Origin of the sequence: Actinomadura citrea (assembly GCF_013409045.1) — a bacterium.
Taxonomy (GTDB): Bacteria; Actinomycetota; Actinomycetes; order Streptosporangiales; family Streptosporangiaceae; genus Spirillospora; species Spirillospora citrea.
Map to the genome: position 1 here is coordinate 362,865 of NZ_JACCBT010000001.1, position 12,995 is coordinate 375,859.

Genomic DNA, 12,995 nt, shown 5'->3' on the forward strand with positions numbered 1-12,995 from the left:
AAGGCCCCCATGGAAACCCTGCGGATGTTCGTCAACGGACAGGCCATGTCCGGCGGCTCGCTGAACGCGGCGCTGGAGGGCGCCCACTTCCTCGGACCGGCCGAGACGGCGCCCCGCTACCGCTTCTACTCCGTCCGCGACGAGTTCCCCGGCCTCCACCCCGTCCCGTCCGGCGGCCGCGCCGTGCCCGGCGAGTTGTACGCCGTCACCTACGCGATCCTGCGGGACCACCTGCTGCCCGGCGAGCCGCCCGAACTGGAACTCGGAGCGATCGAACTCGCCGACGGCTCCGGCTCCCTGTGCATGCGCATGCGCGCCGAGTCGCTGACCCTGCCCGGAGTCGCGGACATCAGCGACGCCGGCGGCTGGCGCGCCCACCTGGCCGCCCGGTGAAGGCCGACGTGGTGGTCCGCGGCGGCACCGTGGTCGAGGCGAACTGGTCGGGCCCCGCCGACGTCGTCATCGCCGGCGGCCGCGTCACCGCGCTCGCCGCCCCCGGCACGGCGCCCCCCGCCGCGACCGTGATCGACGCGAGCGGGCACCTCGTCATGCCCGGCGGCGTCGACCCGCACTGCCACGTCGGCTTCACCTCCGGCGACTTCACCTCGCTGGACGACTACCGCCGCTGCACCACCGCGGCCGTGCACGGCGGCACCACCACGATCGTGGACTTCGCGATACCGCGCCCCGGCGAGAACCCCGCCGACGTCGCCTACGCCCAGCGCGCCAAGGCCGCCGAGGGCCTGTGCGACAGCGCACTGCACGCCTGCGTCGTCCAGTGGGACGACACCGTCCCCGACCAGCTCGCCTCGCTCGTCGCGGACGGCATGCCCACCGTCAAGATGTTCACCACCTACCGCGGCGAGACCATGGCCGACGAGGACACCGTCCTACGCACCATGAAAACGCTCGCCGCCCTGGGCGGCATGGTCGTCGTCCACTGCGAGGCCGACCACATCATCGGCGACGCCCAGCAACGCGGCGCCGACGCCGGCCGCATCGGCGCGCCCCACATGGCCGCCACCCGTCCCGGCCTCGCCGAGACCGCCTCGGTCGCCGAGATCCTCGCGATCGCCGAGTCGGTGGACGCGCCCGTCTACTTCGTCCACCAGTCCACCGCCGAGGCCGTCGAACTCGTGGCCGCCGCCCGCCGCCGCGGCGTCCGCGCGTTCAGCGAGACGGTCGCGCACCACCTCGTCCTGGACGACTCCGCCTACCGGGGCGACCACCCCGAACGCTTCGTGTGCTGCCCGCCCCTGCGTTCCGCCGACCAGGTGAGGGCACTCGGACGGCACCTGTTCACCGGCGAGGTCACCACCATCGGCAGCGACCACTGCTGCTACGACACCGCACAGAAGGAGTCGCGCAGCACCGACGTCCGCGCCATGCCCAACGGCCTCCCCGGCGTCGAGACCCGCCTCCCGGTCATCTTCTCCGACTACGTGGCCCGCCGCGGCCTGCCGGCCACGCGCTTCGTCGAACTCACCTCCGCGAACCCGGCCCGCACGAACGGCCTCTACCCCCGCAAGGGAACCCTGCTCCCCGGCGCGGACGCGGACATCGCCATCTGGGACCCGTCCGCCAAATGGCAGGTCACCGCCGCCTCCCTCCACATGGCCACCGACTACACCCCCTACGAGGGCATGACCCTCACAGGCCGCCCAAGAACGGTCCTGGTAGGAGGCCGAATCATCATCGACGACGGCACCCTCACAGACCCCACCCCCCAAGGCCGCCACCTCAAGGCCACCCCGATCTGACCAGAAGAGTCGGTGGTCAGCAGATCGCGGGCCGGGGTTCCCAGGATCACGTGGCGTTCTTGAGCGTCCCGCAGAACGTTCGCCATCGAGGGACCCCGGGCACCCCTTCACGGGTTGGGCGAAGATCACCAGCAGGCCCGTGACCATGGTCAGTGTGGTCGCCGTGTTGCAGGCGTGCAGGCGTGCAGGCTGGCGCGGCCGGGTCGGCGGGCGCTGTCGGTGAGTGCGCTGACGGTTTGGGTACGCAAGGCCCGCACGGTCGGACCGAGGGTGGTGAGGCCCGCCACGGCCAGGGCGACGACGGTCGTGAGGGCGATGGTGTCGGCGCTCGGCCCGGTGACGGCGATGTTCGGCGGGGGCTACGTGTTAACGCGCCGGCCTGGGGTTGCCGGAACCACGCCCGCCGCTCACGCGCGAAGGGTCGCGGCGAGGCGCTTGGGGGCTGAGAGCCGCCAGGCCTCGGTGACCAGTTCGTTCAGTTCGCCGGGGTCGACGGCGGCCAGCTTGATCTTCAGCCATGCGAAGCGTCCGCTGGCCCAGGACGGGGCGAAGGTGTCCGGGTCTTCGGCGACGAGGGCGACCTGCTCCTCCCGGGTGGCTTTGAGCATGACGACGCCTTCGGCCTCGTCGAGGTAGCAGAATCCCTTGTCGCGGACTCGAAAGCCGATCATGTTCCCGTAGGACTCGCGCTCGGTGACCTCCGGCAAGCCGAGCACGATCTGCAGGAACTCCTCAGGACCCATGCCTCAAGGTCTACCAGCCGGATCGGACACTTCGCCGCGCCTGCGGTCCGTGCCCGGCTCCCACTGGACGGACGCAGTCGCCACGCCGGGCGCTGCCTGTCACTGTTGCGTCCTCGGGTCCTGGGTGGGGTTGGCATACATGCGCGGACAGCCTTGAGCGATCGCGTTGGTGCGCAGTTCATAGTGCCAGGGTTCATTCCTGTAGATCTGGCACAGACCGTACTCGGCCCCTTGCTTCGACAGCCATTCCGCGGCATCGGGACGTCCGATGTCGACCGCCTTCCCTTTTACGTGCAGCGAGGTCGCCGCAGTGGCCACCCAACGAGCGGCTTCCTTTTCAGAGCCGTACTTGGAAACCGCCTCGCGAAGAAGCTGATTCTGGTACGCCGGGGAGCGCCAGCCGCTGTTGACGTAGAACTTGGTTCCGTCGTCCGCGGCTTCCGACGCGGCTTGCCGGAGGGCCGTGAGGAGACGCGGATCGAGGTTGGCCACGGCTGGAAACGCGTCGTCGAAGACGGTCACATCGTCGGGGACGACACCGTCGCTCTCGCCCACCGGACCACGAGGCACGCGACGAGGAGGGTGCTTGCCGGGCGCGGCGCGCTGCTCTTCACGAGGACCATTCGACGGTGATGCGGCAGAGGAAGGCCATGACGAAATCGAGGGAGGTGAAGAATGCGACTGGTGGCCGAGAGCTGAGACGATCAGCGCTATGGTGACCATCAGGCCGGTGCCGATGAACCAGTAGATCTTGCGGGACGACTTTCGCGTCGTTGGCGGTATTTCTGGCATGCTGCCAGTGAAGGCAGTGGGGTGTTGCCGGGACGTATGGGGTTTTCCATATGCCGACGATAATGTCCGGTTCGTAGCATCGCCCGTATGCGCGTGCCGATCGTCGAGACGAACCCGATCCGTGAGGGGCAGGACGGCGGTCCCGTTAGGGTCACGTGATGATGATCTTTGGCCCGGCCGTCGACGTTCGTCCCCTGTTCCCACGCGAACGGCAGGCCATGCTCGACCTGCTCGGCGCCCTGGGCCCCGCCGAGTGGGCCATGCCCACGGTCTGCCCCGGCTGGGACGTGCACGACGTCGTCGCCCATGTGCTCAACGACTACATGCGGCGCTTGTCCGGCAGCCGCGACGGGTACGGCGGCGCGATATTCGCCGATGACGAGACGCTTCCCGCCTATCTGGCGCGCACCAACGACGAGTTCGTCCGGGCGTCCCGCCAGCTCAGCCCCCAACTGATGATCGAACTGCTGGACCACCTGGGACCACGACTCGACGCCGTGTGGGCGACACGAGACCTCCAGGCCGCCGCCGACCTGAACGTCTCCTGGGCCTCCACCGACATCGCCAGCCCGACCTGGCTGGACATCGGCCGCGACTACACCGAGTTCTGGGTCCACCAGCAGCAGGTACGCGACGCCGTCTCCGTTCCGGGCGCCGTCGAACCCGATCTCATGGCTCCGGTGCTGGACGTCTTCGCGCGCGGCCTGCCGCACGCCCTGCGGATGCACGGCCGCCCCGAAGGCGCCACGGCTCATCTGGAGGTGCGCGGCCCGGCAGGCGGGCTGTGGGGCGTGGTCCGGCAGGACGCACGATGGCAGATCACCCAGCCCCTGGGGGAGCCGACCGCACGCGTCTCGATGGACCAGGACACCTTCTGGCGGCTGGCGACCAGAGGCATCACCGTGGAGCAGGCCCGTCAACGATCGACGACGACCGGCGACGCGGACCTCACCTCGTCCATCACGGCTCTCCTCGCGGTCGTCGCCTAGCCCGGCACCGTGGGGGTCCGTTCCTAATCAGGCGGGGTCCACCGTGAACTGCAAGATCAAACGTGCACGCGATGGTCCAGCCCACCGGACTGGACCATCGCTGTTGACGGCGTGTCAGTGCCCGGCCGCGTCGAGCAGACGGGCGGTGATCGCCGCCGGGCCGTCCTTGGTTCCGGGCTCGACGACGGTCTCCGCGCTCCCGTAGACCACCGTCACGGGCTCGTCGGACGCGTTGGCCTCTTCGATCGCGTCGTACGCGACATCGTCGAGGTGCACTTGCGAGTCAGTGGGCACGTCGATTCGTTTCGGCATATGCCTTCCATCCCTCCATCTGGTTTTCAGTGGCGCCCTTGCCGATGTGCCGGGCGCGCTTCGGGGTCGACCGTCCGAGCCGGGCGGGCGGACGCAAGGGGACTCACGAGACGGTGCCGCCGCAGCCGGCCAGCGCTGAAGCGAGCGGCCACCGGCGGCCTGTCGAGGTCGACTGCCTTCGGAGGCGGAAGAAGCAGGTGTCCGACTTCGCGTGGCCTGAGCGTGTTCCACCTGCAAGGGCCGTTGTTTCTCGGTCGCCTGATGATCATCTAAGCGTCTGCGAAATGCGTTCGCCATGCCTGGACGGTCTGAGGCAGCATGGGAGAGCGGCGGGCGCGGAGGGCGGGTGGCGGTGCTGAAAATACGGGGTGGTTCCAGGGGCGTACAGTCGGCCCGGCAGCGAGCGGTTCTGCTGGCCCTGCGCCATTACCGCGGTGTACTGCGCCGCCAGTGGCGTATCTCGCTTCCGGCGATGGCTTTACCGGCGCTCGGGAATACCTGCCTGTTCTACCTGACCCCGCTGCTGGTCGCCGCCCTGGTAGGGCACCTGGCCGAAGGCGGGGAAAGCGATCTCGCCGCTCTCCTGCCCTACGTTCTCGGGTTCGCCGGGATGCTGCTGGCGGGCGAGGCGCTGTGGCGAGTGGGACTGCACTTCCTCAACCGGTTGAACGGCCGCGGCATCGAATATCTCGGCATCGCCGGCATGGACGAGTTGCTCGCCAAAGACACCGCGTTCTTCCATGACAACTTCGCCGGTTCACTGACCAAACGGATACTGAGCTACTCCGGCGGCTTCGAAAACTTCGCCGACACTCTCACCTTCTCGGTCGTGGCCAACGTGATCCCGTTGTCCTTCGCATCGGTGATCCTGTGGCGGTACCACCCGCTCCTGGTCGTCGTCCTCGTGGGGCTGATCGTCGTCACCGGCTTCCTCGTCACCCCGTTCATCCGCCGCAGGCAGGTGCTGGTGGACCGGCGCGAGGCGGCCAAGGTGCGAGTGTCGGGCCACGTCGCCGACGTGCTGACCAACATGGAGACGGTCCGCGCGTTCGCGGCCGAGGAGCGGGAGGCCGCCGAGTTCCGTGGCCGGGTCGTCGAGCAGCACCGCCTGTCCCTGCGCTCCTGGGACTACGCCAACCTGCGGGTCGACACGATCGTCGCTCCGATGTCGATCCTCACCAGCGCCCTGGGTCTGCTCGTCGCGGTGGCGCTTCGCGGCGGACTCGGGGTGGAGGCCATCGTGGTGACGTTCTCCTACTACACCAACGCGACACGGATCATGTTCGAGTTCAACCAGATCTACCGGCGGATGGAGAGCACGCTCACCGAGAGCGCGCAGTTCACCGAGTTGCTCCTGATGCCGCCGACGGTCGTGGACCCGCCCGACCCGCAGCCGTTGCGTCCGGTCGACGCCTCGGTCCGCTTCGAGCGGGTGCTCTTCGCGCACGGCGACGGCCCACCCCTGTTCGAAGGGCTGGATCTGGAGATCCCCAGCGGGGCCAAGATCGGCTTGGTGGGCCGGTCCGGCGGTGGCAAGACCACCCTCTCCCGGCTGCTGCTGCGTCTCATGGACGTCGACGGCGGCCGGATCCTCATCGGCGGACAGGACATCGCGCGGCTGCGCCAGAGCGACCTGCGCAACCTGATCGCGTACGTCCCGCAGGAACCCGCGATGTTCCATCGGTCGGTGCGCGACAACATCGCCTTCGCCCGTCCGGGTGCCACCGAGACCGAGATCCTCCGAGCCGCGCGCGCGGCACACGTCACCGAGTTCGTCGAGAGCCTGCCGGAGGGGTTCGACACGCTGGTCGGCGAGCGAGGCGTCAAGCTCTCCGGAGGTCAGCGGCAGCGCGTCGCCCTGGCCCGCGCCATCCTGCGAGACACCCCGATCCTCCTCCTGGACGAGGCGACCAGCGCGCTGGACTCCGAGAGCGAACTCCTCGTCCAGGAGGCTCTGTGGCACCTGATGCGCGACCGCACCGCACTGGTCGTCGCGCACCGTCTGAGCACGGTCGTCCGCATGGACCGACTGGTCGTTCTCGACCGCGGCCGCGTCCTTGAGGAGGGCTCCCACCGGGAGCTCCTCCAGTCCGAGGGCCCTTATGCCCGCCTCTGGCACCACCAGTCCGGCGGCTTCCTCACCGAGGAGGCCGCCCCGGACACCTCGCCCACCGCCCACAACACCCAGTCGGTGACGGGCTGACGTCCAGGCCACCTCTTCGACCGGGCCGCGGCGATCATCCCGAGCCGTCAGAGCAGGTCGGCCACCGACGCATGCAAGGCGAGAAGGGCGGGGATCTGTTCGGGCGGACGTCTGCCCATGCCGCATTCGGTGGCCACGCCGAACGTCTTCACCGCCCCGCGTGCCGCCTCGATCCTCGCTGCGGCGCCTTCGAGCCCGTCCGTGGCATGCACGAGTCCAAGGAACAGGGTGGTCTCCGCCGGTAGCGACAAGGTCGCCAGCGGCGCGAAGTACGCCTCGTCGGCACGGTCGCGCGGGACGGGCATGTGCACCCAGTCCAAGCGCCGCCCGAGCCCATCGGCCACGCCCCTGGTAACGGCCGCGAGTTTGGACGTGTCGGGAGGCTCGACGAAATGCCTGTGCTCGAAGTCGCCGTAGCACAGGTGGTATCCCAGCTCGGCCTCGTCCGGTACCGCGGTGCCGAGCCGTACCAGTCGCGTCACGATCTCGGCCAGGCGGGACGGGTGGTCGGTGCCGAACCAGGCCGGATAGACCCCTTCGAAGACGGCGAACTCGACCGCGGTGTCCCACTGGACGGCCAGGTCCCCGGCCGGGATCACGGCCAGGATCTCCTCCAGCTCGGCCAGCAGCCGGGCCTCGTACGCGGCCTCGAGCTCCGCCTGATGCGCACCGACGAACGCGGCGACCACGGCGACCGGTGTCGGCAGGCTGACCTGGAACCGCACGTCCGGTGGGATGACGCCGTCCGCGCGCAGGCGCCTGAACACCTGCCAGGAGTCGAGTGCGGCCGCCGCATACCCGAGCGGCCCGAAGGTCACCGACGCCGGGTCGACGCCGGGTCGCGGCCGTACCCGCATCGTGGGCCCGTACTCCCGGCCGGGCGGCGGCACCGTCTCCAGGTCCGGGTGCGCCGCGAGCTTCGGCAACTGCCAGACGACCCAGTTGTCCCGCTCACCCGGCTCGCCGTCCGGGATACGCCGCACACGGCCGTTGAGCGTGTTCGCGACCGTGCAGAACACGGTCTCGGAATCGGCGAGCGGCACGCTGCCGCACAGGTGCACGGTCGGTTCCACGGAGGTCACTCCAGATCTACAAGTTGCATGTGGTGCGTGGTGGGGGGTGCGACGGCAGGTCCGCCGGCTCGGCCGGTTCCGGCACGGCGCCGCCGGACGTTCTGTCGCGGCGGGGAGGTCAGCGGCGCTCGGCGCCGAGGCGGATGGGGAGTGACAGCGGGCCCACGGTGAAGAAGGACGGCGAGTAGGGGATGTCGTCCGGGTCGATCGCGAGGGAGAGGCCCGGCAGCCGCCGGTACAGGGAGGTGAGCGCGAGCCTGCTTTCCAGGCGGGCCAGCGGGGCGCCGATGCAGTACCGGGGACCATGGCCGAAGCCGAGACCGTCCCTCTGCTCGCGGGTGATGTCGAACCGGTCCGCGGTGTCCCCGTACCGCTCCGGATCGAGGCCGCTCGCCTGGTACACCACACCGACCGCTCTGCCCTTGGGGATCAGCACGTCCGAGATCGTCACGTCGGTGAGCGTGAAGCGGAAGCTGGTCATCATCACCGAGTGGCGGTACCGCAGAGTCTCCTCGATCACGTCGCCCCAGCGGTCCTCGGCCATGGCCAACGCCAGCTGGTCGGGATGCTCCGACAGCGCGGTGATGGCGTGCCCCAGCAAGTGGACCGTGGTCTCGTGTCCCGCGACGAGCATCAGCCACAGAACGGCGACCAGTTCGTCGGTGGTGAGCCTGTCGTCCCGGTCACGGGACTGGACCAGGCCAGAGGTGAGGTCGTCGCCGGGGTCCAGCCTCTTGCGCTCCGCCAGTGCGTACAGGTACGCCATGAGCGCCCTCTGGGTCTCGAACGCCTCCTCTGGAGGGGTGGTGTGCGCCAGCAGAGCGGCCGTCCACCTCCGCAGCCGGGCCCGTTCCGGCTCAGGCACACCGAACAGTTCGCAGATCACCGCCATCGGCAGCGCCTCGGTGAAGGAGGGCACCAGGTCGACGCCGTCGCCGGCCGCCACCACGTCGTCCAGCAGCCGGTCGATGATCTCCTGGATCCGCGGTTCCAGCCCCTGCACCCGGCCCGGGGTGAACGCCCTGCCGACCAGGCTCCGCAGCCGCCGGTGATCGTCACCGTCCTTGGTGGACAGGTGGTCGCCCTGGACGATGGCGCGCAGCGGCCAGTCCTCGGGGATCGATCCGTCGTGCAGGGCCGGCCAGTGCTTCGGGTCGCGGGCGAAGGTCCTGTTGTCCCCGGCGAGGATCTCGCGTGCGGCTCTGTGGGTCAGTGCCAGGTAGGCCGGCACGCCGCCGGGGAACTCCACCTCGACCACGGGCGCGATCTCCCGGAGCCGGATGCAGGTGTCGAGCGGGCTCTCGTCGAGGGCGGGAAACGCGGGCAGGCTCATCGTCAACGGATTCCCCTCGGTCTCACACCCGCCGGGGCCTCTTCTGCCGGGGGCTGGGCCCGAGTATCGCCGGGGGCGGACCCACCGGCCACGTCCGCAGACGGATCCTGCCCCGAACCAGAAGTAGGACGTCACGAAAACAGAGGACCGGCGGGCCGACGAGGGGGGAACACTTGACAGCGACCGCGCGGAGACGTTGGGTTACCGGGCGATGTGCGGGCTCACAGCGGAGGTAGGCCCCATGCTGTACCACTCCTGGACCACCGACGACACCGACGCCTGGCGCGATCTCAGCAACAGCATCCTGCCGATGGACCACCGCTTCCGGAATCCGGGGAGCTGGCGTGCGGACCTCACCGCCCAGGAAAGCGGCAGCTACAGGCTGATGCACTGGGACCAGCGCGGGGACCGGATCGCCGCCAGGACACCGTCGCACGTCCGCAGAGTCCCAGGCGACGAGCACTACTGGATCGTCGTTCCGCAACACGGCGTCTACACCGTCAGGCACGGCCAAGACGAAACACGGACCCCGCCGGGGCACGCCTCAGTGATGGGCATGGACGAATCCTGCTGGCTCACCGTCCCGCAGTCCGCGGCATACGCCTTCCAGGTCCCGCGCCCCGAACTCGACAACCACATCGGCTCGCCCACACCACTGCGTCTCGTCCTCGACCTGAACACCGGTCTCGGCCGCATCCTCAGCAACCTGCTGGGAAGCACCCATGCCGAACAGGACGATCTCTCCGACCACGAGTTCCACGCGGTATGCGATCGGATCACCGAACTGTTCTGCATGATCGCTCTCAGGGACACGCGACCGCCGGACGCCCACCTCACCGACGTCGCCCGACTCGTCCGCGAGTACGTACGGCGGCATCTCGGCACCGGCAAGGTCCCGCTCGCAGCCGTGGCCGACGCGCTCGGCTGGTCGCCACGCCACCTTCGCAACGCCCTTCACCAAACCGGCACCACCTACCGCGACCTGCGCCATGAGGAAACGCTGCGAGACGCCCGGGACGTCCTCCAGGACCCGGCCCGCAGCGACCTCAGCATCAGTGACATCGCCTCCCGCGCCGGCCTCACCTCCACCTGGTTCTCCTCAGCCTTCAAAAGCCGCTACGGCGAAACCCCCAGAGAATTCCGCCGCCGCAGACTCGCCGAAATCCCCACCGGGGAAAAGCTCGGCGATGCCCAGGGCGCCGAGGGCAACGACCACTGACCAAGAGCGCACCCATCACAGCCGTGAGCTTCAGCGCCCGGTCACCAGCCTCTCGGCCGGCGACCCTGCATATTGTGGACGCGTGGCCTTCGAGGAACGGTTGGAAGCGCATCGGGTCGACCTGACCGGCCATTGCTACCGCATGCTCGCCTGCGCCGCCGAGGCTGAGGACGCCGTTCAGGAGACCCTGTTGCGCGCCTGGAAGAACGCCGATCGCTTCGACGAGCGCAAAGCCGGTCTGCGCACATGGCTGCACAGGATCGCCACCAACGTCTGCCTCGACATGACCCGCAGCGTCCAGCGGCGCGCGCTCGCGATGGACCTCGGCCCGTCCTCCCCCGCCGGCGCCTCCCTCGGCGCGCCGTTGGGAGCCGCCGCCTTCGTGCAACCGGTCCCCGACCGGCATGTGCTGCCCGCCGACGGCGATCCGGCCGAGCTGGCCGCCGGGCGCGAAACGATCCGGTTGGCGTTCGTCGCCGCCCTGCAAGCCCTGCCGCCGCGCCAGCGGGCCGTCCTCATCCTGCGCGAGGTGCTCTGCTGGTCGGCGGAGGAGGTGGCCGGGCTGCTCGACAGCAGCCCGGCCGCGATCAACAGTGCCCTGCAACGAGCACGTGCCACCATCTCCGCACGTCGCACACCGGGCGGGAGCGGCGAGGTCGACGAGGACCTGCTCGGGCGGTACGTCGAGGCGTTCACCGCCTACGACGTCGACGGCCTGGTGTCGCTGCTCCACCAGGACGCCACCATGTCGATGCCGCCGTTCGCCTGGTGGCTCGGCGGCCGGGAGGCGATCCGGGCCGCCCTGCTGGGTGCGGCCGGCGCGTGTGCCGATGACCGGCTGGTCCGCACGGCGGCCAACGGATCGCCCGCATTCGCGCAGTACCGCGACGGGAAGGCGTTCGGCCTGACCATCATCGACTTCCGCGACGGACTGATCGCGAACACGACGACCTACCTCGACCCCTCCCTGTTCGCGTTGTTCGGACTGCCGATGACTCCGGAGCCGCCGTCCCGTATGTAGTGCATGACCGACATCGTTCACATGTGGCATGACCAGCGCGGCGAGGGCGACCCGGTGGTGCTCCTGCACGGCGGGCTGACCGACGGCCGCTGCTTCACCGGCAACCTCGACGGCCTCGCCGACACGTTCACGATCTACCTGCCCGACCGCCGCGGCCACGGCCGCACGCCCGACGCCCCCGGCCCGATCACCATGGAGCTCATGGCGCAGGACACGATCGCGTTCTTGGAGCAGGTGGTCGGCGGTCCGGCCCGGCTCGTGGGCTACAGCGCCGGCGGGACGGTAGCGCTCTGGGTGGCGATGCGTCGCCCTGACCTGGTCGAGCGCCTGGTCCTCATCAGTGCGGCCTACGACCTGGACGGACTGATCTTCAAGCCGTCCGCGGACGGCGAGATGCCCGCCGCGCTCGCTGACGCCTACGCCGAGGTGTCGCCCGACGGCCGTGACCACTTCGCGGTCGTCATCGGCAAGATCGCGCACGCGGCGGCAACCGAGCCGAGCCTGGACCCCACCGAGCTGCGCGCGGTGACACCCCGGACCCTCGTCCTGGCCGGCGACGACGATCTGGTCACGCTCGACCACACGGTGGCGCTCTACCGGGCGCTGCCCACCGCCGAACTGGCCGTGCTGCCCAACGCCAGCCACCTGCTGCTGATGGAGCACGCCGAAGCGGTGCGCGCCATGGTCCTGGCGTTCCTCACCACCGACGCGGCCCCGACGTACATGCCCATCGCACGCGCCCACCGAGGCACCCCCGAAGCGGGGTAGCTACGAGATCAAGGAAACCTACTGGTCAGGATCGGGTGATGCGCCTTCCCATGGCGTCGTAGGACACATGTCTCGCCACCAACCAGACCGGTCAGCCGCAAGCCCTCCACATGGAGCCTCGCCCGGTCCGAAGCCGTGACACCTCCGAGCCCCGAGCCCCGCCCCAGCAGAACCACCCGGGATGGATCATTCGGTCAGGGACCGTAGGTACGCCATGACGGCCTTGCCGCGCGGGGAGAGGCGGTATCCGGTCTCCAGGCTTTCGGTGAGGCCGAGGGCTTTGAGACGGCGGACGTCGGCCTTGAAGGGGAGTTTGTCGCGGTCCAGGTGTTCGGCCAGGTCCAGGGCGCGCAGGCCGGGGTGTTCCTCGATGACGCGAAGGACCTCGCGAGTCCAGGGGCCGCGGCGGCTGCGGGTGTCGATGGCGTCCAGGGAGGCTTTGAGGTCGGCCAGTTCCTGATCGGTCAGGTCGGCGTTCCCGGCCAGTTCCGATCGGGGGTCGGGGCCGCCCAGATGGAGCATGACGCGGTGGTATCCGCCCTCCTTGGTGCTCTTGGACAGCGCGGTGAGCAGCGCCGCGCGGTCGTCGAAGCCCGAACGCAGCGCGTCCTCCTCGGTGATCTCCTCGGGGGTGACGGCCGTGACCGAGTCGATGACGATGATCCCCGCCCAGGTGCGCTGGGTGCTCCCCGCGCGGACCCGGGGCTCGGCCCACACCCGGAACACCCGGTCGATCCGCCCACCCGCGATCCCCTCAAGAACCTCCCGCCTGAACAGCATCG

13 protein-coding genes are annotated in these 12,995 nt (G+C 69.6%); 7 read left to right on the top strand and 6 right to left on the bottom strand.

Annotation, left to right across the window (positions count from 1 at the left end; translation table 11 throughout):
• Positions 1-9: 9 nt before the first annotated feature.
• Both BJ999_RS01805 and hydA read left to right on the top strand, forming a co-directional pair.
• Positions 10-393, top strand: a complete 384-nt coding sequence (locus BJ999_RS01805; protein WP_179831629.1) for an allophanate hydrolase-related protein — start codon at positions 10-12, stop codon at positions 391-393.
• On the top strand, positions 390-1,760 hold the full coding sequence (hydA, locus tag BJ999_RS01810; RefSeq protein WP_179831630.1) for a dihydropyrimidinase: 1,371 nt from the start codon (positions 390-392) through the stop codon (positions 1,758-1,760). The genes BJ999_RS01805 and hydA overlap by 4 nt, the downstream gene beginning before the upstream one ends.
• A 407-nt stretch (positions 1,761-2,167) precedes the next feature.
• On the opposite strand, the gene BJ999_RS01815 is transcribed toward hydA, so the two are convergent.
• Both BJ999_RS01815 and BJ999_RS01820 read right to left on the bottom strand, forming a co-directional pair.
• Complete coding sequence (locus BJ999_RS01815; protein ID WP_179831631.1) at positions 2,168-2,503, bottom strand: MmcQ/YjbR family DNA-binding protein; 336 nt, start codon at positions 2,501-2,503, stop codon at positions 2,168-2,170.
• A gap of 99 nt (positions 2,504-2,602) precedes the next feature.
• Positions 2,603-3,295 carry a M15 family metallopeptidase gene (locus BJ999_RS01820; protein ID WP_179831632.1) on the bottom strand — a complete coding sequence of 231 codons (693 nt, stop codon included), beginning with the start codon at positions 3,293-3,295 and terminating at the stop codon, positions 2,603-2,605.
• A 158-nt stretch (positions 3,296-3,453) separates the two neighbouring features.
• Between BJ999_RS01820 and BJ999_RS01825 the strand changes: the two genes are divergently transcribed.
• On the top strand, positions 3,454-4,284 hold the full coding sequence (locus tag BJ999_RS01825) for a maleylpyruvate isomerase family mycothiol-dependent enzyme (RefSeq protein WP_179831633.1): 831 nt from the start codon (positions 3,454-3,456) through the stop codon (positions 4,282-4,284).
• Between the two features lie 114 nt (positions 4,285-4,398).
• Here the strand turns inward: BJ999_RS01825 and BJ999_RS01830 are convergent, their stop codons facing one another.
• The gene (locus BJ999_RS01830; RefSeq protein WP_179831634.1) at positions 4,399-4,578 is read right to left on the bottom strand and encodes a hypothetical protein; all 180 of its coding nucleotides are present in this window, start codon (positions 4,576-4,578) and stop codon (positions 4,399-4,401) included.
• Positions 4,579-5,068: 490 nt separating this feature from the next.
• On the opposite strand from BJ999_RS01830, the gene BJ999_RS01835 reads away from it, so the two are divergent.
• Positions 5,069-6,799: an ABC transporter ATP-binding protein gene (locus BJ999_RS01835; protein ID WP_229810178.1), complete on the top strand. Its 1,731-nt coding sequence runs from the start codon at positions 5,069-5,071 to the stop codon at positions 6,797-6,799.
• 47 nt (positions 6,800-6,846) lie between these two features.
• Here BJ999_RS01835 and BJ999_RS01840 read toward each other — a convergent pair whose 3' ends face one another.
• Positions 6,847-7,872 (bottom strand): uroporphyrinogen decarboxylase/cobalamine-independent methonine synthase family protein, encoded by a 1,026-nt coding sequence (locus tag BJ999_RS01840; protein ID WP_179831636.1) that lies wholly within the window; start codon positions 7,870-7,872, stop codon positions 6,847-6,849.
• Between the two features lie 118 nt (positions 7,873-7,990).
• Entirely contained in the window at positions 7,991-9,205 is a 1,215-nt protein-coding gene (locus BJ999_RS01845) for a cytochrome P450 family protein (protein ID WP_179831637.1), read from the bottom strand.
• Positions 9,206-9,446: 241 nt separating this feature from the next.
• Here BJ999_RS01845 and BJ999_RS01850 point away from each other — a divergent pair, with 241 nt between their 5' ends.
• The 3 genes from BJ999_RS01850 to BJ999_RS01860 all read left to right on the top strand — a co-directional run bounded on the left by BJ999_RS01850 (position 9,447) and on the right by BJ999_RS01860 (position 12,213).
• Entirely contained in the window at positions 9,447-10,424 is a 978-nt protein-coding gene (locus tag BJ999_RS01850) for a helix-turn-helix transcriptional regulator (protein ID WP_179831638.1), read from the top strand.
• 82 nt (positions 10,425-10,506) lie between these two features.
• Positions 10,507-11,445: a sigma-70 family RNA polymerase sigma factor gene (locus tag BJ999_RS01855; protein ID WP_229810179.1), complete on the top strand. Its 939-nt coding sequence runs from the start codon at positions 10,507-10,509 to the stop codon at positions 11,443-11,445.
• A 3-nt stretch (positions 11,446-11,448) separates the two neighbouring features.
• A complete protein-coding gene (locus tag BJ999_RS01860) occupies positions 11,449-12,213 on the top strand; it encodes an alpha/beta fold hydrolase (protein WP_179831640.1) in 765 nt (254 codons plus the stop codon).
• A gap of 186 nt (positions 12,214-12,399) precedes the next feature.
• On the opposite strand, the gene BJ999_RS01865 is transcribed toward BJ999_RS01860, so the two are convergent.
• Positions 12,400-12,993: an ASCH domain-containing protein gene (locus BJ999_RS01865; RefSeq protein WP_179831641.1), complete on the bottom strand. Its 594-nt coding sequence runs from the start codon at positions 12,991-12,993 to the stop codon at positions 12,400-12,402.
• Positions 12,994-12,995 lie beyond the last annotated feature (2 nt).

Coding starts and splice junctions, on each gene's coding strand:
- BJ999_RS01865 (WP_179831641.1), bottom strand. CDS start 12,993: ATGCTGTTCAGGCGGGAGGTTCTTGAGGGGATCGCGGGTGGGCGGATC.
- BJ999_RS01860 (WP_179831640.1), top strand. CDS start 11,449: ATGACCGACATCGTTCACATGTGGCATGACCAGCGCGGCGAGGGCGAC.
- BJ999_RS01835 (WP_229810178.1), top strand. CDS start 5,069: ATGGCTTTACCGGCGCTCGGGAATACCTGCCTGTTCTACCTGACCCCG.
- BJ999_RS01825 (WP_179831633.1), top strand. CDS start 3,454: ATGATGATCTTTGGCCCGGCCGTCGACGTTCGTCCCCTGTTCCCACGC.
- BJ999_RS01805 (WP_179831629.1), top strand. CDS start 10: ATGGAAACCCTGCGGATGTTCGTCAACGGACAGGCCATGTCCGGCGGC.
- BJ999_RS01815 (WP_179831631.1), bottom strand. CDS start 2,503: ATGGGTCCTGAGGAGTTCCTGCAGATCGTGCTCGGCTTGCCGGAGGTC.
- BJ999_RS01850 (WP_179831638.1), top strand. CDS start 9,447: ATGCTGTACCACTCCTGGACCACCGACGACACCGACGCCTGGCGCGAT.
- BJ999_RS01845 (WP_179831637.1), bottom strand. CDS start 9,205: ATGAGCCTGCCCGCGTTTCCCGCCCTCGACGAGAGCCCGCTCGACACC.
- BJ999_RS01820 (WP_179831632.1), bottom strand. CDS start 3,295: ATGCCAGAAATACCGCCAACGACGCGAAAGTCGTCCCGCAAGATCTAC.